Source organism: Skermanella rosea (assembly GCF_016806835.2).
GTDB classification, from domain to species: Bacteria; Pseudomonadota; Alphaproteobacteria; order Azospirillales; family Azospirillaceae; genus Skermanella; species Skermanella rosea.
In genome coordinates, this window is sequence record NZ_CP086111.1 from 5,205,225 (window position 1) to 5,222,938 (window position 17,714).

Annotated in this window: 15 protein-coding genes; 8 read left to right on the plus strand and 7 right to left on the minus strand. The window is 68.7% G+C overall.

Annotated elements, in window-relative coordinates; translation table 11 throughout:
- Positions 1 to 132 precede the first annotated feature (132 nt).
- Entirely contained in the window at positions 133 to 1,029 is an 897-nt protein-coding gene (locus tag JL101_RS24325; RefSeq protein ID WP_228435133.1) for an alpha/beta hydrolase, read from the plus strand.
- A gap of 46 nt (positions 1,030 to 1,075) precedes the next feature.
- On the opposite strand, the gene JL101_RS24330 is transcribed toward JL101_RS24325, so the two are convergent.
- On the minus strand, positions 1,076 to 1,648 hold the full coding sequence (locus JL101_RS24330; RefSeq protein ID WP_203103272.1) for an ABC transporter substrate binding protein: 573 nt from the start codon (positions 1,646 to 1,648) through the stop codon (positions 1,076 to 1,078).
- Positions 1,558 to 2,028 carry a type 1 periplasmic-binding domain-containing protein gene (locus JL101_RS24335; protein WP_203103274.1) on the minus strand — a complete coding sequence of 157 codons (471 nt, stop codon included), beginning with the start codon at positions 2,026 to 2,028 and terminating at the stop codon, positions 1,558 to 1,560. The genes JL101_RS24330 and JL101_RS24335 overlap by 91 nt, the downstream gene beginning before the upstream one ends.
- 368 nt (positions 2,029 to 2,396) lie before the next feature.
- Here JL101_RS24335 and JL101_RS24340 point away from each other — a divergent pair, with 368 nt between their 5' ends.
- Positions 2,397 to 3,122: a hypothetical protein gene (locus JL101_RS24340; RefSeq protein ID WP_203103275.1), complete on the plus strand. Its 726-nt coding sequence runs from the start codon at positions 2,397 to 2,399 to the stop codon at positions 3,120 to 3,122.
- A 73-nt stretch (positions 3,123 to 3,195) separates the two neighbouring features.
- Here the strand turns inward: JL101_RS24340 and JL101_RS24345 are convergent, their stop codons facing one another.
- Positions 3,196 to 4,149, minus strand: coding sequence for an ABC transporter substrate-binding protein (locus JL101_RS24345; protein ID WP_203103276.1), 954 nt, complete (start codon positions 4,147 to 4,149; stop codon positions 3,196 to 3,198).
- Positions 4,150 to 4,463: 314 nt separating this feature from the next.
- Here JL101_RS24345 and JL101_RS24350 point away from each other — a divergent pair, with 314 nt between their 5' ends.
- The 6 genes from JL101_RS24350 (at position 4,464) to JL101_RS24375 (ending at position 13,764) form a co-directional block, all read left to right on the plus strand.
- Complete coding sequence (locus JL101_RS24350) at positions 4,464 to 5,708, plus strand: MFS transporter (RefSeq protein WP_203103277.1); 1,245 nt, start codon at positions 4,464 to 4,466, stop codon at positions 5,706 to 5,708.
- Entirely contained in the window at positions 5,705 to 6,850 is a 1,146-nt protein-coding gene (locus JL101_RS24355) for an alpha/beta fold hydrolase (protein WP_203103278.1), read from the plus strand. Before JL101_RS24350 ends, JL101_RS24355 begins: the two co-directional genes overlap by 4 nt.
- A 5-nt stretch (positions 6,851 to 6,855) precedes the next feature.
- A complete protein-coding gene (locus tag JL101_RS24360) occupies positions 6,856 to 10,491 on the plus strand; it encodes an ATP-binding protein (protein WP_203103279.1) in 3,636 nt (1,211 codons plus the stop codon).
- Positions 10,492 to 10,561: 70 nt separating this feature from the next.
- Positions 10,562 to 11,137, plus strand: a complete 576-nt coding sequence (locus JL101_RS24365; protein WP_203103280.1) for a histidine phosphatase family protein — start codon at positions 10,562 to 10,564, stop codon at positions 11,135 to 11,137.
- A 176-nt stretch (positions 11,138 to 11,313) separates the two neighbouring features.
- Positions 11,314 to 12,879, plus strand: a complete 1,566-nt coding sequence (locus JL101_RS24370; RefSeq protein ID WP_203103281.1) for a methyl-accepting chemotaxis protein — start codon at positions 11,314 to 11,316, stop codon at positions 12,877 to 12,879.
- Between the two features lie 393 nt (positions 12,880 to 13,272).
- On the plus strand, positions 13,273 to 13,764 hold the full coding sequence (locus JL101_RS24375; RefSeq protein ID WP_202684024.1) for a MarR family winged helix-turn-helix transcriptional regulator: 492 nt from the start codon (positions 13,273 to 13,275) through the stop codon (positions 13,762 to 13,764).
- A 2-nt stretch (positions 13,765 to 13,766) separates the two neighbouring features.
- Here JL101_RS24375 and JL101_RS24380 read toward each other — a convergent pair whose 3' ends face one another.
- The 4 genes from JL101_RS24380 to JL101_RS24395 form a co-directional block, all read right to left on the minus strand.
- Entirely contained in the window at positions 13,767 to 14,570 is an 804-nt protein-coding gene (locus tag JL101_RS24380) for a gamma-glutamyl-gamma-aminobutyrate hydrolase family protein (RefSeq protein WP_203103282.1), read from the minus strand.
- A 126-nt stretch (positions 14,571 to 14,696) separates the two neighbouring features.
- The gene (locus tag JL101_RS24385) at positions 14,697 to 15,113 is read right to left on the minus strand and encodes a flagellar basal body rod protein FlgC (protein WP_203103283.1); all 417 of its coding nucleotides are present in this window, start codon (positions 15,111 to 15,113) and stop codon (positions 14,697 to 14,699) included.
- An 86-nt stretch (positions 15,114 to 15,199) separates the two neighbouring features.
- The gene (locus tag JL101_RS24390; protein WP_203103285.1) at positions 15,200 to 16,936 is read right to left on the minus strand and encodes a stimulus-sensing domain-containing protein; all 1,737 of its coding nucleotides are present in this window, start codon (positions 16,934 to 16,936) and stop codon (positions 15,200 to 15,202) included.
- Positions 16,929 to 17,630 carry a response regulator transcription factor gene (locus JL101_RS24395; protein ID WP_228435135.1) on the minus strand — a complete coding sequence of 234 codons (702 nt, stop codon included), beginning with the start codon at positions 17,628 to 17,630 and terminating at the stop codon, positions 16,929 to 16,931. Before JL101_RS24395 ends, JL101_RS24390 begins: the two co-directional genes overlap by 8 nt.
- Between the last annotated feature and the right edge of the window lie 84 nt (positions 17,631 to 17,714).

Here is a 17,714-nt window from a genome sequence, read left to right on the forward strand (position 1 = left end):
TGCCAACGCAACCATGGCTAATGTGCGATACCCGGCATGATGACCCGGAGCAGCGCGTTGGGCCGGGACTGCGCGGAGAGGGGAACGGAAATGAAGCGATTTGGATCGAGGTTTGCTGCCCTGGCGACATCCATGGGATTGCGCTCAGGCGTCTGGGCCGGTGCCGCACTCGCCGCATCGCTCGCGGCGGCGCCGGCGATCGCGGGTACCGTGCTCGAACAAAGCCTGGCCTCGCCGACGCTCGGCCGCGACTACCGCTTCACGGTCTACCTGCCGGACGGCTACGCCGACTCGTGCCTGTCCTATCCGGTGCTCTACCTGCTGCACGGCGCCAACGGCGACGAGCACGACTGGCTGGTCAAGGGCAAGGCCGAATCGACCCTGGACTCGCTGATCGCCGAGGGAGCCATCGCGCCGATGGTGGTCGTGATGCCCGGCCACAAGCAGATGTGGTGGGTGGACGCCAATGCCGAGAAGTCCCAGACCGTGCTGATGACCGAGTTGCTGCCCGAGGTCGAGCGCCGGTTCCGCACCATCGCCGACCGTTCCGGCCGCCTGGTGGCGGGCCTGTCGGCAGGCGGCCTTGCCGCGGCGCGCCTGTCGTTCGAGCGTCCCGACCTGTTCGCCGCGGCCGGCGCGCTGAGCCCCGCGGTCTATGAACCGCTGCCCCCGGCCACATCGTCCGCGATGAAGGACCCGCCCTTCCAGAAGGACGGCAAGTTCGACCCGGAGACGTGGCAGCGCCTGGGCTGGCGCATCCTGTTCGATGCCTACCGCGCCCAGCCGCTGGTGGTCCCATTCTACATCAACAGCGGCGACATCGACCGGTTCGAGATCGCCTACCATGCCGCCGTGCTGTTCCGGGACCTGCACCGCCACCAGCCGGGCAAGGCGGTCTTCCGGGTGGTCGCCGGCGACCATGAATGGCCGGTCTGGGCCAGCACGCTGGGCGACGCGCTGAAGTACCTGTCGGGCCATGCCAGCGCCCCGGTCGAATCTCCGCCCGCGGCGTGCCCGCCGAAGAAGTAACGGCGGGCCGTGAGGGAATGGCCGACTCGGGGTTCGGCCATTGCCTTCACTTCTCCAGCAGGGCGTCGTCCGGCGGCGCGATGCCATGGGCGGCTGCGGCGGCGCTGGATATCATGAGCCGCGGCTGAGGGAGCACGACCGGGGTGGTCCGGGGATCGGCTCCCTTCAGGATGTCGGCGGTCAGGTCTGCCGCCGCCTTCCCCATGTCCTTGACGGGGGGCGAGTAGGCCGCCAGCCAACCGCGTAGGATGAAAGTCTGGGTGCCGCCGAACAGGCGGATGCGATCGCCGATTGCCGCTTGGATGTCGGCGGCCTTGGAGGCGATGTAGCTATCGGCGCCGGAATACAGGGCATCGGCCTTGAGCCGGCCCGATCTGATCTCTTCCATCACCTCCTCCAACGAGTTTCCGGTGGCGGCGGCCCGGCGCCGTATCACCTCGACCCCATGGTTTCTGCCCCAGTCCACGATCTGGTCGGCGATCAGGTTGGAGTTCGGCTCCTTGGGATTGAAGAGCACGACGAGGGACTTCAGTTTCCCCAGGCGGGAAAATGCATCGAGTTGATCCGGGATCGGTACACCGTTGATAACGCCCGTGACGTTGGTGCCCGGCTGATCCATGGATTTGACCAACTGACCGGATACGGGATCGAATACCACGTTGACACGATCGGCACTCGGTCCTTGATGAACTGTGTCGCCGTCCGTGTCACTGTCGTTCCGAAGGAATAGACGATGTCGATCTTGCCTGACGCGATATCGTCTTCCATGCTTCTGAGGTGAGTCACGACGGCATTGCGATCCTGCTGGGCGTCCAGTTGCACGAGCTTGGCATTGATCCCCAGGGTTTGGAGTCGATCCAGATAAGCCTCTTCCGGCTCCGTGATGCCGCGCCAAAGAAGCATCACGATCTTCGGTTCAGCAGCATGACTGTCCGGCGCAAGTTTGGGGTTCAGCACCTGCATACAGAGCAGTGCCATCAGGGTACGCCCTAGCTTCATCCTTGCCTCCAGGATTTTCCGAGTCTCCGCAGGGTAACGCGATCGGCTCAGACGCCTGTATAGCAGAGAGCTCCGGCAAGTTGAAAACAATAAAAAACCTTCAATTATAAGTATTTAGGAAACGAAAACTGCATTACTAGATTGAAATTTTGTTTCTACCCGAACTGAACATTTACAACAGTCACGCCTGTTTAACTTTCTCTGCGGATTATCCCGTTTCAATGAAAAGCTCAGACAACTGGTACTTTCCGATCGTTGCACCGAAGCGAAGCAGTGACTGCCCCGTCGTCCAGAGGACCCGGCACAACCGCTTCCGACGCGCTTTCACGACGCTCGAAGTGGCCAAGGTCATTCATGGAGAATAGTTCATGTCCGATTTGATGAGATTGGCAAGGCACCACGCTCTTTACCGGATACTCGCGGCGCCGATCCGCTCCTGGCCCCACCAGCACCTCTTCATCGAAGATGTCTTTCCCAAGGAATTCTATGCCGAACTGCGCCGCCGCATGCCGGCACCGGAGGCATACGAATCCCTCTCCAAGACCGGAAAGGTCGCGGATGGGGACTACGACATGAGGGCGGGGTTCCTGCTGAAAGAAGACCACCTCGCCCGCGTACCGGGAGAGGTCGCGGCGTTCTGGTCCGGCCTCTTCAACGAAGTCTTCAACAAGGAATTCGCCGACGCGCTGCTGACGCGGCATGCCCCGGACATCACCGCGCGGCTCGCGCGCGAAGGTGCCCCATGGCCCGAAACCATCCGCCGGGACATGCTCCTGGTCCGCGACTCAAGTTCCGACGGCGTGAAGATCCACACGTCCGATCCGAAGAACCTGCTGACGCTGCTGTTCTACCTGCCGGAGGATGATCGTCACATCGAGTGCGGCACGACCCTGTACCTGCCGAAGGATCGTGGCTTCCATTGCTGGGGTGGGCCGCACCACGATTTCGAGCAGTTCGACCGCGTCGCGACCATGCCATACAAGGCCAATTCACTATTCATGTTCGTCAAGACAGACGATTCGTTCCACGGCGTCGAGCCGATCCGCATCCCGAACCTTCGTCGGGACCTGCTGCTGTTCTACATCCACCGCTGACCGGACAGGCAATGGGGCCGGCGGCGATCTGCCATCCGGCCCCATCCGAACGTTCGCGAAGGAGTTCAGGCGATCAGTTCTCAAGAACCGCGTCGGCCGGCGGCGTGACGCCGTGCTTCGCCGCCGCAGCCTTGGAAATGAAGAACTTCGGCGTCGGCAGCACGACCGGCAGTGTGCCCGGATTCGCGCCCTTGAGCACCTTCGCCATCAGTTCGGCGGTCGATGTCCCCATGTCGTTGACCGCAGGCGTGTAGGCGGCAAGCCAGCCCGCCTTCACATAAGTCTGGGTTCCGCCGAACAGCGGGACCGTGCCACCGACGGCGGCCTGGATCTCGCCGGCGACCGAAGCCAGGAAATTGTCGGCACCGGCGAAGACCGCATCCGGCTTGACGGCGCCGGAGGAGATTTCCGCCAGAACCTCCTGAAGCGAGTTGTTGCCCGGGGTGACCCGGCGGGACGTTACGTTGACGCCGTGCTTCTCGGCCCAGTTGCGGACCTCGTTCTCGACGATGTTGGAGTTGGGCTCGCGGGAGTTGAACAGCACCAGAAGGGTCCTGACCGGCTTCAGCTTGGTGAAGGCGTCGAACTGCGCCGCGATCGGCACCCCGTTGGTCACTCCCGTGACCGTCCCGCCCGGCTCGTTGAGCGACTTCACCAGTTTGGCGCCGACCGGATCGAACACGATGTCGAAGACGACCGGCACGCGGTCGCGGATCACGCCGGTGGCAACCTGCGTGGCGACCGTGCCGTAGGTATAGACCGCGTCGAAAGACTTGTTCGCGATATCAGCCTCAAGCGCCTGCATGCCGGCGGCAAGCGTGCCGCGATCCTGGTTGGCATTGACTTCGCGATAGGTGGCCTTGATTCCCAGTTCCGCAAGCTTGGCCTGGAAAGCCTTCTCGGAATCGGTGATTCCCTTCCACAGGACGAGCAGAACACTCTTATCCTCCGCCGCCGCCGGAACGGCGGAAAGCGGCAATGCGACGACTGCGCCCAGCAGGGCGGCAAACAGGAGCTTCGCCTTCATGATGCAACCCCTAATAACATATCAAGGTATCTGATTCTACTCAGAGTCGCATAAATGGTAGCTTGGCTGCCCGAAAGGGGCAATTCAAAAATCTCATGCGCGAAAAAAAAGGTTGTAAGTTATATAATTATACCATAAATTTAAGTTAGAATATTTCATGCTCTTAATCCTGTATAGTTGTGTGGTTCATGATCCCCCCAAAGCTTTTGAGCGCTTCTGGAATGACCACTCCACCTGAAGGCGATCCACCCGCTGAAGGGGAGCGCCTGAATGCTTCCTGCGCGATGTCCGGGCGTCACAGGCGTGAACTCCGCATGATCTGCGGAGCGTTCTTCCTTTTCGTCACCGCCGATGCCTTTTCCAACGCCTTCCTTCCCGTGCATGCCCGCAACCTTCCGCTGGCGTGGCCTGGCCTTTCGCCGGAAATGGCGAGCGGCCTGCCGGTGTCCGCCTTCTGGCTGATGGTGGCGGCCGCCCAGTTGACAACCGGCCTCTGGGAGCGGGGCCGCCCTCACCGGACGCTGATCCTGGCCGCCATGGTCCTGTCGGGCACCGGCCTCGCGCTGACCGGCTTGGCCGGAACGGTTCACGAATTGATCCTGTGGCGGGGGGTCAGCGGGTTCGGATACGGCATCGTCATGATCCTGGCCCAGGACGGCATCCTGCGGACGATGGGGCCGGAAGCGCGGACCCAGGCCTCGGGAAAGTATCTCAGCGCCTTTTTCGCCGGGACGATCTGCGGCACCCTGACGGGCAGCGCCGTCGCCGCCGCGGCTGGGTTCGGCAACGCCTTCTTCGCCGCCGCCGCCGTCACGGCCTGCGCGCTGATCCTGACGCTGTTTCTGGACAACCACCGCGAGACGGCCCCGCGACAGCCATTCCGCCCGCTGGTGCTGCTGCGTAATCCGCTGCTGGTAGCCCTGGTCGCCTTCGCCGCCGTGCCGTCGCGCCTGCTGATCGCCGCCTTCCTTTACTATCTGCTGCCGCTGTACCTCCACGACGCCGAGGCGTCGCCGACCGAGACGGCCCGCATCGTCATGATCTATTCCCTGATCCTGGCGCTGACCGCGACGGCGTGGTCGCGGCTGGTCGACCGCACCGGCCGGCCGATGCTGTTCACGTCGGCCGGCATCGTCCTGTCGGCCGCGTCGATGATGGTCATTCCCGTCTGGGGACCGGGGGGCGACGGCGCGGCGCTGTCCGGAATGGCGGCCGCGGTGGCGGCCGTGGCCCTGCTCGGGACCGCGCAGTCGATCGGCATGTCGCCCCAGGTGACGGTGCTGTTCCGGGTGGCCCGCGCGGAGATCGACCGGTTCGGCCGCACCCCCGTGCTCGGCATCTACCGCGTGTGCGAGCGGGTCGGCCTGTTCGTCGGCCCCATGGCGGCGGCCTGGCTCGTCGGAGGCTACGGCTACGGTCCGGCGCTGGCGGCGCTCGGCGTCCTGGCGGCGCTTTCGGCGGCGGCGCTGCTGGCCGCCTTCGCGCTGGCCCCCACTCCCCTGCCGGAGGGCCCCGCGGCCCGTCCGGACGAAGCATCCGAGCAGGAGACGACAGTATGACTTCGGCTATCCATGAAGGTTTCGCCCCCGACGACCTCGCGGTGATCCCCGACGGCTCCGGCAACGAGGGCGGCTTCTCCCTGCTGTCGTGGGGCGACGCGATGACTTGGGAAGAATACGATCTGCTGGCCGGGCGGACCGCGGCGCCGTTCGAAGGCCGGTTCGACCAGTGCTTCTACAACTACATCCATCCCAAGCGGCTGCAGGGGCACTGGCCGGCCCACCAGGTCAAGGATACCCCGATCCGGCTGGCCTTCACCGACTGGGGCGACCCCGACGGGCCGCTGGTGATCTGCGTCGGCGGCATCGCCAACACGGCGCGGCGCTGGGACTACCTGGCGCTGGGGCTGTGCGAGGATTTCCACGTGGTCTGCCTGGACTGGCCGGGGCGCGGCATGAGCGGCTGGATGCCGACCCAGGGCGACTACACGATCGAGACCAACGTGGAGGCGATGATCCAGCTGCTCGACTACCTGGACTGCCCGCGCGCCAGCATCATCGGCTCCTCGCTCGGCGGCAGCGTCAGCATGGCCCTGGCGGCCCGGCGCCCCGACCTGGTGGAGCGGCTGGTGCTCAACGACATCGGCCCCTACATGCCGGCCGAGCGGCGGCGGCGCCGGGCCGAGGCGGTCGCCCGCCACTATGTCTTCCGGCGGCCGGCCGACCTGTTCCGGCGCCTGGGCGCCTCGGCCAAGAACGAGGGTCCGGTCACCGAGGACGAGCTGCTGCACAACACCTTCTTCCAGACCAAGTGGTCCGACGGGCACGGCGGCCGGATCTACCGGCACGACCCCAGGGCGCTCCAGGCCTATGCGGAGGAGGCCCAGGTCAGCCTGGACCAGCGGGAGGACTGGGCCCGGCTGGAGCTGCCGGTGCTGGTGCTGCGCGGGATGGTGTCGGACGCGCTGCTGCCCGAGACGGTCGAGGAGATGACCGCCAAGCCCGACGTGACCGCCGTGTTCGTGCCCAACACCGGGCACACCCCGGCGCTCAGCGACGTCAACCAGATCCATTTCGTGCGCGAATGGCTGCTCGGGCGCGGCCCGGACCATCATTTCACCTGCCTCAACCCGCCGGCGACCCCGCGCCACCTGTTCGCCGGCGCGCCGGTCCCCGCGGTCCAGCCGACCCAGAGGGCGTGAGCGCCATGACGGCTCGACCGGCCGTCCAGCAGGCGCCCCGCGGGGCGGACGCCGTCCCGGGCGACAACGGCGCCGGCGAGGTGCCGGGCGTCGAGGGGCTTCGGCTCAAGATCGACTCGGTGCTGGGCAACCTGCCCGGGCACGACCTGACGGTCGAGAGCGACACCCCGGTCGAGCGGATCGAGGAGCTGTTCGCGGCCCACCCCACGCTGCCGGGCATCCTGCTCAGCCGGAGCGGGCGCCATGCCGGCATGGTGCCGCGCGGCCGGTTCACCGAATGCCTGGCCCGGCCGCTGGGGCGCGAGTTCTACGCCGGCCGGCCGATCGCGCAGATGGTCAGCACGGAGCGGATGCAGGCGCTGCGGCTCGACTCCAACGACCGGCTGGAGATGGCGGCGCAGATCGCCCTGCTCCGGCCGGGCGGCCAGTCGTACGAACCGGTCGTCGTGGCCTTCCCGGACGGCCGCCACTGCGTGCTCGACATGCAGGTCATCCTGCTCCAGCTCGCCCGCTTCTACGACATCGCCACCAGCCAGAACCGCGGCCTGCTGGAGAACGTCCAGGCCTATGCCGCCCGGCTGGAAAGCACGCTGGACGAGTTGCGCCGGACCGAGGAGCGGCTGGTCCTGGACATCCAGGTGCGCGAACGGACCGAGCAGCATCTGCGCGACAACCGCATCCGCCTGCTGCGCCAGACCACGGCATTGCAGGAGATCGCGAAGCTGGACGCGATGCGGCTGTCCGACTTCGACCGCGCGCTGACCAACATCACCGGCGTGATCGCCATGACGCTTCGGATCGACAGCGTCAGCATCTGGATCATGGAGGAGGGCGCCGACGGCCCGGCGCTGACCAGGGTCGCCCAGCACCAGGCCTGCCGCGCCGCGGCGGGCGACGAGACCGGCGGCGGCGCGCTGCCGCTGAACGACTATCCGCTCTACCGCCGGGCGCTGATGCGCGACCGCTCGCTGGTGGTCGCCGACGTCGAATCGGACATCCGCGTCGCCGAGCTGCTCGACCCGGTGCTCCGCCCGTCGGGCGTCACCTCGCTGATGCATATCTGCGTGCAGGTCGAGCAGCGCCAGGTCGGAGTCGTGCGCTGCGAACACCGCGGCGCTCCCCGCACCTGGGCCGACGACGAGGTCAACTTCGTCGAGGCGGCGATCAATTTCGTGGCGCTGGTCACGATCGGCCGGGAGCGCAAGCAGGCGGTCCAGGCGCTGCACGACAGCGAGCTGCGCCTGCTCCACCTGCTGGAGACCAGCCCGGTCGGGGTCTGCATCATCGACCGCCAGGGCCGCATCCATTTCTCCAACCCCAGCCTGTGCGACCTGTTCGGCCGCAGCCGCGACCAGCTGCTGACGACCGACTTCGAGGGGCTGTACCTGGACCCGGCGCAACACGGCGATTGCCTGGAGGTGTTCGACGCCAACGCCTGCGTGCGCGGCGTCGAGACAGCGTTCCGGCGGGCCGACGGCGAGATCCGCTGGACCATCATGTCGTGGGAGCCGTCGGTGCTCGACGGCCGTGGCGTGATCGTCGTGTGGCTGTTCGAGATATCCGGCCTGAAGGAGGCCGAGTCGTCCCTGCGCCAGGCGAAGGAGGAGGCCGAGGCCGCGACCCGGGCCAAGTCCACCTTCCTCGCGACCATGAGCCACGAGATCCGCACGCCGATGAACGGCGTGCTGGGCATGCTCGACATCCTGAGCCGCAGCCGGCTGGACAGCGACCAGCGGCGCTCGGTCGCGGTGATCCGCGAAAGCGGCGTGTCGCTGCTCAGCATCATCGACGACATCCTGGACTTCTCCAAGGTCGAGGCCGGGCGCCTGGACCTTGAGCAGGTGCCCATGACCCTGACCGACACGGTGGAGGGCGTCGCCGCGACGCTGACGCCGGCGGCCTGGCAGAAGGGGCTGCGCCTCGTCACCTTCATCGATCCGGCGATACCGCGCTGGCTGATCGGCGACCCGATGCGGCTGCGCCAGATCCTGTTCAACCTGGTCGGCAACGCCATCAAGTTCACCACGGGCGGATCGGTCACGCTGAGGATCGACCTGGACGGCGTTCGCGACGGCAGGGCCAACGTCCTGGTCCGCGTCATCGACACCGGCATCGGGCTGACCCCGGAGCAGGCGGCCCGCCTGTTCCAGCCCTTCACCCAGGCGGAAAGCTCGACCACCCGGCGGTTCGGCGGGACCGGGCTCGGCCTGTCGATCTGCCGGCTGCTCGCCCAGCTGATGGGCGGCACCATCGGCGTGGACAGCGTCCCCGGCAAGGGCAGCGCCTTCCGGGTCGAACTGTCGCTGCCGGTGGTCGAGGGCGCCTGGACCGAGCACGCCATGGGCCTGGTCGACCTCGACGGGGTCGGGGTGGTCGTGATCGTGCCGGAGGAGGACGAGCGCGCCGTCGCCATGCGCTATCTCCAGGCCGACGGCGCCGCGGTCGCGGGCTTCGCCGACGCGGCCTCGGCGGCTTCCTGGATGACGGCGACGAAAGCGGCATCCCCGGACCGCACCATGGTGATCCTGCTCGACGCGGGTGCCGCGGCCGGCTCCGCCCTGCCGGCGGTGCCGCGCGTGAAGCTGGGCTCCGACGCCAAGCCGTTCCGGCGCGGCGGGCTCAACCGGATGGTCGCGGTCGCCGCCGGACGGCTGTCCGAGGACAGCGCCGACCAGCCCGACGCCGGGATGCTGGAGGAGCAGGTCACGCTGGCTCCCGGCGGGCCGATCCTGGTCGCCGACGACCACCCGATCAACCGCGAGGTCATCGTGCTCCAGCTGGCCCAGCTCGGCTGCGAGGCCGACGCGGTCAACGACGGCGTCGAGGCGCTGGCGGCCCTGGACCGGCGGCCCTACGTGCTGCTGCTGACCGACTGCGACATGCCGGAGATGGACGGCATGCAGCTGACCATGGCGATCCGGGAACGCGAGACCGCCGGCGGCCCGAGGCTGCCGATCGTCGGCATCACCGCCAACGCCCATGCCGGCGACGTGGAGCGCTGCATCGCCGGGGGCATGGACGACTGCCTGACCAAGCCGGTCGAGACCATGCGCCTGGGCCGGGCCCTGGCGCGCTGGCTGCCCGAGGCGGACGCCGAGCCCGACGACGATGACGGCGATGGCGATGGCGGTGATGGCGGCGGCGATGGCGGCGACGGGGAGGCCCGGGCCGACGGCGGGTGCGACGACGCCGACCGCGACGCGGACTTCGGCGATGGGGGCGACGCCGAGGACGGCGACGCGGAACCCGCCGGGGCGGCGCCGCCGGCAACCTCCCCGGCCCCCTCCCCGGCCTCCTCCTCGGCCGCAGAGCCGCCGATCGACACCCGGGGCTTCCGCGAATTGCTGGGCGACGACCATGAGGCGATCCGCGGGCTGCTGGGGCGCTACCTCCAGGCCAGCGCGCCGGTCCACGACGCGCTGGCCGGGGCGATCAGGTCCGGCGAGCCGGCCGACGCCGTCAAGCGCCACGCCCACAAGCTGAAAGGCGCCTCCGGGATGGTCGGCGCGGCGGCGCTCGCCGGCGTCTGCGAGGACCTGGAGCGGGCGGGAGCCGCCGGGGACGCGGCGGCGATCGCCGACCACGGTCCGCGCCTCGCCGAGGAATGGAGCCGCGTCGCCCGCTTCATCGAACAGTTCTGATCCGGGCGGCGCAGCGTGGCCGGCCGGTCGATATCCCAACCTCCCGATCAACGCTGCGAAGGGAAGCGAGATGGCCGACATCGTCGAGGCGGGGCGCGCCCTGCTCTTCATGCGTCACGGCGAAACCGAGTTCAACCGGCGAAAGGTGCGCTGCGGCGGGGACGTGGACATCCCGCTGACCGAACTGGGCGAGGGGCAGGCCCGCGCGGCGGGCGAGCTGCTGCGGGCGTCGGCCGGCTCGATCGACGCCATAGTCGCGAGCCCGCTCCGGCGGACCCGCCGCACCGCCGAGATCGTCCGCGAGGTCGCGGGCATCGCCTGCCCGGTCACCTTCCACGACGGGCTGGTCGAGCGCCGGCTGGGCGGCTGGAACGGGCTGGACATCGCGGCCACCCAGCCACTGCTCGACGCCGGGGAAGATCCTCCCGGAGGCGAGACGGAGCCAGATTTCCGCAACCGGGTAGGCGCCGCCCTCGCGGACATCCTGGCCCGCCGGGACAACCTGCCGCTGCTGATCGGCAGCAAGGGAGTGGCGCGCGTCCTCTCGATCCTGCTTGCGGCGGATCAGCGCGGGCCGGCGCGGAACGCCGAGGTGCTCCGGTTCGACCTGCCTGCCCGGGGATGGTCGGGAACGCCGGTTCCGTGAGGATTTCCGCGGGCCGCCTGCGGCGACACGGGCACGACCCGGAGAGGTGCCGATTATCGTGTCACGGAACATTTATATTGGTGATATTAAAATTTCAGTGGCAATTTCAGATTTATGCTCTCCTGGGGACGCTCTAAGCGGTCAGGACGCGCAAAGCGAGCAAGGGGATTCATGGAATGCTGAGCTTCTACAACCGCAGCCTGATGATCAGGGTTATCGTACCGATCGTCATCCTGCTGACGGCCATCGCGCTCGGCACCACCGTAGGCGTCGCCTACATGAACATGACCAAGGCGCAGAACGCCCTGTCCGAGCGCGCCCAGATGGTCACCAAGGTGCTGGTCGGCGGCGCCGGCGAAGCGGTGTGGAACATGGACGTCGGCGCGGGCGAGGCGACCCTGGCCGCGCTCGAATCCGACCCCGACTACCTGGGCAGCGCCATCTCCGACAAGGACGGCCGGGTCTTCGCCAGCCACGGCGCCGCCGCGACCGACGATGACGGCGCGATCGTCCGGCGGGCCGACATCGTGCGCGGCAGCGGCTCGCGCGAGGAGACGATCGGCTCGGTCGAGGTCCGGCTGTCCCCCCAGCGCATCTACGACGACATCCGCGACCAGACGATCCACATCGCGGGCGTCTGCGCCGCAGCCCTCCTGCTGGTCTGCGGCGTGCTGGTGCTGATCGTCCGCGGGCTGACCCTGCCGATCGTCGACATGACCTCGGTCATGACGACGCTGGCTTCGGGCCGCACCGAGGTCGAGGTGCCGGCGACCAGCCGCAAGGACGAGCTGGGCCGCATGGCCGCCGCCGTGGTGACCTTCCGCGAGAACGCGATCGAGAAGGCCCGGCTGGAAGCCGAGCAGATCCGCCTGCGGGCGGAGGCGGAGGTCCAGCGCCGCCAGGCGCTCGCCTCGGTCGCCGAGAGCTTCGACACCGACGTCGGCCAGCTGCTGGCGAGCGTCAACCGGACCGCCGGGGAGATGAGCCACGCCGTCGGCGACGTGGCGGCCAGCGCCGGGGACAACGCCAGCCTCACCCGGGAAGCCGCCTCGGCCACGACCGAAGTCACCTCCAACGTCGAGACGGTCGCGGCCGCCGTCGAGCAGCTCGCCGCCTCGATCTCCGAGATCTCCAGCCAGGCCCACGCCTCCCACAACGTCTCGGGCAGCGCCAACGAGCGCGTCACCGGCACCGTGGAGCGCATGAAGAAGCTGGTGGACGACGCCAACCGCATCGGCGACGTGCTGACCCTGATCTCCAGCATCGCCGGCCAGACCAACCTGCTGGCGCTGAACGCGACGATCGAGGCGGCGCGCGCCGGCGAGGCGGGCAAGGGCTTCGCCGTCGTCGCGACCGAGGTGAAGAACCTGGCCGGCCAGACCGCCAAGGCGACGGACGAGATTTCCCGGCTGGTCGGCGCGATCCAGGCTTCGACCGGCGACGCCGCGCGGGAGATCGACGGCATCGCCGGGGTGATCGTCAGCATCAGCGAGATCAGCGCCTCGATCGCCGGCGCGGTCGAGCAGCAGAACGCCGCGACGGAGGAGATCAGCCGCGCCGTCCAGCAGGCGGCGGGCGGTACCCAGCGGCTCCGGTCCAACATGGAGGGGGTCGCGCAGTCGGCCCAGCGCAACGGCCAGGCGGTCCACCGGCTGCACGAGGGGATCCGTAGCCTGGAGGACAGCTTCAACGCGGTCCAGGTCCAGATCGACCATTTCGTCGGCCGGCTGACCGCGGGATGACGGCCCCGCGGGAACGCCCGGCCAAGGGGGTGGCCGGGCGCTGAAGCTCCGCTGCGGGAGCCCGGATGCGGCAGGGGAAACCGGTGGCCGGGCGACTGCCTCCAGGGGAAGAGGCCTCACTTCGTCCAGCAAGGTGGCGGAGCGGCCGGTTCCGACCAATGCGTAAGGCGCATACCAGGTATGCGTCAAAATGTGCACGTCCCCCTGCGACATGGTAGCGGTTGCAACCCGCGCGCAAGGTGCGTTACGAGGGCATCACCATCCTCTTATTTTAGCGATATGCGATAAACCATACCGGAAGGCCTTTCATCCGACCGACGCGGGGACCGGACCGGCACCCCGCTCCGCGCACCGGCGCCTCGACGCGCCGGGAGCCACATCGAGGGAGCAAACTTGCCTGACACCGCGAGACCACAAGTCCTGAAGCGTCCGCGCGCCCGGGATACCCGCCAGCCGAAGCTTGCCCTCGGCCTGCTGCCCGATCTGGTCGGCTACAACCTGCGCAAGGCCCAGATCGCCGTGTTCCAGAACTTCCAGAGCGCGGTGGCCCCCCACGACATCACGCCCGGACAGTTCGGCGTCCTGATCCTGATCTGCGAGAACCAGGGCCTCAGCCAGTCGGAGCTGGGCACGGCGGTCGGCATCGACCGCTCGACCATGGTCGCCGTGATCGACCGCCTGGAAAGCCGCGGCTGGGTCGTGCGCGCGCCCTCGCCCAACGACCGCCGGTCCTACGCGCTGGAACTCAGCGCCGAGGGCGCCGCCCTGGTGGAGGAGTTGATCCCCCGGGTCCGCGCCCATGAGCGCGCCATGGTCAAGGACTTGAGCAAGGCGGAGCAGTCCGTCCTGATCGACCTGCTGACCCGGATCGCCCGGACCGGCTGAGCTCAGGCCCGCGGACGATCCGCCCTCCGGGCGCGATCCGCGCAGGCCGCGCCGAAGGCCCGGAACAGGGCGGTGCTGTCCGGGCATTCCCAGAAGCGCCATTCCGGGTGCCACTGGACCGCCAGCGCGAAGGCGGCGGCCCCGGTCACGCTGACCGCCTCGATGATCCCGTCGGGCGCCACGGCCTCGACGCTCAGCCCGTCGGCGAGGCGGTCGATCGCCTGGGCATGGATCGAGTTGACGCGGATTTCCCCGGTCCCCGCCCCGTCGCCCGCCCCGTCAGCCACGATGCCCGCCAACACCCCGCCCGGCGTCAGGCGCACCGGATGGACCTTCGCGTATTGCTCCTCCACCGGCCTTGTATCGTCGGCGCGGTGGTCGAGGCGGCCCGGCAGTTCCTGGACCCGCTGGTGCAGGGTGCCGCCCAGCGCGACGTTCAGCTCCTGGATGCCGCGGCAGATCGCCAGCACCGGCACCGCCGCCGCGATGGCCGCACGGATCAGCGGCAGGGTGGTGGCGTCCCGGTCCGGATCGTGCAGGGTGCCGGCGATGCTGGCCGGCCCGCCGTACCGCGCGGGTTCCACGTTCGACGGGCTTCCCGTGACCAGCAGCCCGTCGAGCCGGGCCACCAGATCCTCCAGGTCGAGCGAGCCGCCCAACGCCGGAATCACCATCGGCAGCGCCCCGGCGCCGTCGGAGACCGCACGGATATACTTGTCCCCGGCGATATGGAACGGATGGTGCCCCAGGGGACGGATGCAGGCGGGAATGCCGACGAGCGGGAGGGGCTTGGAAGCCGCGGACATGGGCGGATCACTCCGGGAAAAACGACTCGGAAAGGGCACAAGGGGGGATCATTTGGCGAACAGGGTCCGAATCGGGAACCAAAACGGAATGACCGGGCTGTCCGACCGCGCCCGGACCGGTCACTCCTAGGCCTGCATCCTCAGCAGGTCGCGCGTCATGTCGTCGGTCGCGCGGACCACGGACAGGTTGGCGGAGTAGGCGCGCGAGCCCAGGATCTGCTGGCCGAACTCCGCGCCGACATCGACGTTGGGAACGCCGACCATGCCCTTGGCGTCGGCGTCCGGCGACGACGGATCGTATTCGGCGACGAGCGGCGTGGACAGCGGCTTCACGCCGCCCCGGACGCCGGCCCCCTGCCCCTCCGGGCCGCGGACGTCGCCCTGGGTGGCCTCGACCGGGACATAGGGCGACCGCGCCCCGTCCGCCGCTCCGGCCGGCCCGGCTTCCGGAAGCCTGCCGGTGGTGCGCGCGTTGGCGATGTTCGACGCGCTCGCGTCGATCCGCCGGGTTTCGACCGCCGCGCCCGAAAGCGCGATTCCCATGATGCCGCTCATCGCCGCCGCCTTTTGCAACCATCCACACGATAATCGCGAACGGCCGCCCGCGGCAAGGTCCGGATGGGCGCGGCTCAGGCGCGCGGCAGGCGCACCGTGAAGACCGCGCCGCGGACCGCGTCCAGCCCGTCGCGGCGGTTGCGCGCGAAGATCTCGCCGCCGTGGGCGTCGACGATCTGCTTGGAGATGCTGAGCCCCAGGCCGGAATGGGTGCCGAACTTCTCGCCCGCCGGCCGTTCCGTGTAGAACCGGTCGAAGATCGCGTCCAGCTTGCCCTCCGGGATGCCGGGGCCGTCGTCCTCCACCGTCACCTCGACCCGCTCGCCCTCCGGGGTGCCCCGGACCACGGCCGCCCGGACCGTCACGGTGCCGCCCGGCGGCGAGAAGGAGACGGCGTTGGCGATCACGTTCTGGAAAACCTGCACCAGCCGCCCCTCCAGTCCGGGCACCGTCAGGTCGCCCGCCGGGGGCAGCTCCAGCACGACGCGGGGAGCCTGGCGCTCCGCCGCCGTGGTCTGGTGGATGTCCGCGAGCATGCGCAGCATGCGGCCGATATCCACCGGCTCCGCCTCGGCCCGGCTCAGCTCGGCGTCCAGCCGGGACGCGTTGGAGATGTCGCTGATCAGCCGGTCCATGCGCTGGATGTCGTCCTCGATGATCGACATCAGCCGGCGCTGCTGGTCCGGATCGCGCACCCGCGCCACCGTCTCGACCGCGCTGCGCAGGCTGGTCAGCGGGTTCTTGATCTCGTGGGCGACGTCGGCGGCGAAGCTCTCGATCGCGTCCATCCGCTGCCACAGGGCCGCCGTCATGTCGCGGAGCGCGCCCGACAGGTCGCCGATCTCGTCGCCGCGGCGGCTGAAGTCCGGGATCTCGTGATGCCTTCCGTGGCCGCGCCGGACATGGTCGGCCGCCACCGCCAGCTTGCGGATCGGCCGGGCGATGGTCCCGGCGAGATAGAAGGACAGCAGCACCGTGACCGCCAGCGCCACCGCGAACACCTTGAGGATGTCCAGGCGGACCGAGCGGATCGCCGCGTCGATCTGGGCGCCGCCGCGCGACAGCATGACCGCGCCCAGCACCTGCTTGAAGCGCTGCACGGGCACCGCGACGGTCAGCATCATGCCGTGGTCGTGGGTGGTCCAGACGCTGGCGCTCACGTCGCCGGACAAGGCCCGGACGACGTCGGCGTACTTGTCCGCGACCTGGACCGGCCCCTCGCGGAACACCGGGAACTTGTCGCGGGACGGCAGCGCGTTGACGATGTTGTCGTACAGGTCGATCGCGAAGCGCGTGATCGGGCCGCCCTGGACCGGCGGCGGCAATTCCTCGATCTGCACGACTCCGCCGGGACCGATCAGCACGCGGCTGTCGGCGACCAGCGTGCCCGACGGATCGAACAGCCGGGTGCGGGTGTCGGTCGTCTCGACCAGCCGGCGGACCATCTGGCGCGCCAGGTCGTGGGACAGTTCGTTGGTCTCGTCGCCGCCGCGGGTGACCGCGGCTTCGCCGATGGCGCCGGCGAAGATCCGGGCCTCGGTGCGCAGCGCCTCCAGCTCGCTCTCGATCAGCCGGTCCTGGTAGCGCCCGAGATAGAGCAGCCCGCCCACCAGGATGGCGAGCGCCAGCACGTTGACCGCCAGGATGCGCAACGTCAGCGGCGAAAGGGTCCGCCGGTACCGGCGCGGCTGGGCCCGGTCGGCCCCGTCGCGCCGGCGGGCCTCCGCCGGGTCGGCCCGGGACTGGGAAGGGGATCGCGACCCGGTCGGGACCGCCGACCGCACCCGGGAGGCCACGCCGTCGTCAGGCATCGCGGTATCGGTAGCCGACGCCGTACAGGGTCTCGATCTGGCCGAAGTCGCCGTCTATCGCCTTGAACTTCTTGCGAAGCCGCTTGATGTGGCTGTCGATCGTGCGGTCGTCCACATAGATGTGCTCGCCATAGGCGGCATCCATCAGCTGGTCGCGGCTCTTGACGTGCCCGGGGCGGGCGGCCAGGGCCTTGACCAGCAGGAATTCCGTGACCGTCAGCTCGATCGGCTGGCCCTTCCAGGTGCAGGCATGGCGCGCCGGGTCGAGCACCAGGTCGCCGCGCACGATCACCGCGCTGGGCTCGCCCCCGGCCGACTTGTCCCGGCGCATCTGCTCCCGGCGCAGCAGCGCCCGGATGCGCTCGATCAGCAGGCGCTGGCTGAACGGCTTCTTGATGTAGTCGTCGGCGCCCATGCGCAGGCCCAGCACCTCGTCGACCTCGTCGTCCTTCGAGGTCAGGAAGATGACCGGCAGGCCGCTGACCTGGCGCAGGCGCGACAGCAGCTCCATGCCGTCCATGCGGGGCATCTTGATGTCGAGCACGGCAAGGTCGACCGGCTTCGCGGTCAGGCCCCGCAGGGCCTCGTCGCCGTCCGCATATGTCCGGACCTCGAAGCCCTCGGCTTCCAGCGCGATCGACACCGACGTCAGGATGTTGCGGTCGTCGTCAACCAGCGCGATAGTTTGCGGCAACGTTTGCCTCCTCTGCACCTCGAAGTGGAGCATCCGTCGGGATGCGGAAAATCCCTCTTCCGCGCCGGCACTGTGGTTTGCCAA

What these genes read in the sequence shown, in the direction of transcription:
- JL101_RS24325 (WP_228435133.1), top strand. Translation starts at nt 133, where the DNA reads ATGGGATTGCGCTCAGGCGTCTGGGCCGGTGCCGCACTCGCCGCATCG.
- JL101_RS24330 (WP_203103272.1), bottom strand. Translation starts at nt 1,648, where the DNA reads ATGGATCAGCCGGGCACCAACGTCACGGGCGTTATCAACGGTGTACCG.
- JL101_RS24335 (WP_203103274.1), bottom strand. Translation starts at nt 2,028, where the DNA reads ATGAAGCTAGGGCGTACCCTGATGGCACTGCTCTGTATGCAGGTGCTG.
- JL101_RS24340 (WP_203103275.1), top strand. Translation starts at nt 2,397, where the DNA reads ATGTCCGATTTGATGAGATTGGCAAGGCACCACGCTCTTTACCGGATA.
- JL101_RS24345 (WP_203103276.1), bottom strand. Translation starts at nt 4,149, where the DNA reads ATGAAGGCGAAGCTCCTGTTTGCCGCCCTGCTGGGCGCAGTCGTCGCA.
- JL101_RS24350 (WP_203103277.1), top strand. Translation starts at nt 4,464, where the DNA reads ATGATCTGCGGAGCGTTCTTCCTTTTCGTCACCGCCGATGCCTTTTCC.
- JL101_RS24355 (WP_203103278.1), top strand. Translation starts at nt 5,705, where the DNA reads ATGACTTCGGCTATCCATGAAGGTTTCGCCCCCGACGACCTCGCGGTG.
- JL101_RS24360 (WP_203103279.1), top strand. Translation starts at nt 6,856, where the DNA reads ATGACGGCTCGACCGGCCGTCCAGCAGGCGCCCCGCGGGGCGGACGCC.
- JL101_RS24365 (WP_203103280.1), top strand. Translation starts at nt 10,562, where the DNA reads ATGGCCGACATCGTCGAGGCGGGGCGCGCCCTGCTCTTCATGCGTCAC.
- JL101_RS24370 (WP_203103281.1), top strand. Translation starts at nt 11,314, where the DNA reads ATGCTGAGCTTCTACAACCGCAGCCTGATGATCAGGGTTATCGTACCG.
- JL101_RS24380 (WP_203103282.1), bottom strand. Translation starts at nt 14,570, where the DNA reads ATGTCCGCGGCTTCCAAGCCCCTCCCGCTCGTCGGCATTCCCGCCTGC.
- JL101_RS24385 (WP_203103283.1), bottom strand. Translation starts at nt 15,113, where the DNA reads ATGGGAATCGCGCTTTCGGGCGCGGCGGTCGAAACCCGGCGGATCGAC.
- JL101_RS24390 (WP_203103285.1), bottom strand. Translation starts at nt 16,936, where the DNA reads ATGCCTGACGACGGCGTGGCCTCCCGGGTGCGGTCGGCGGTCCCGACC.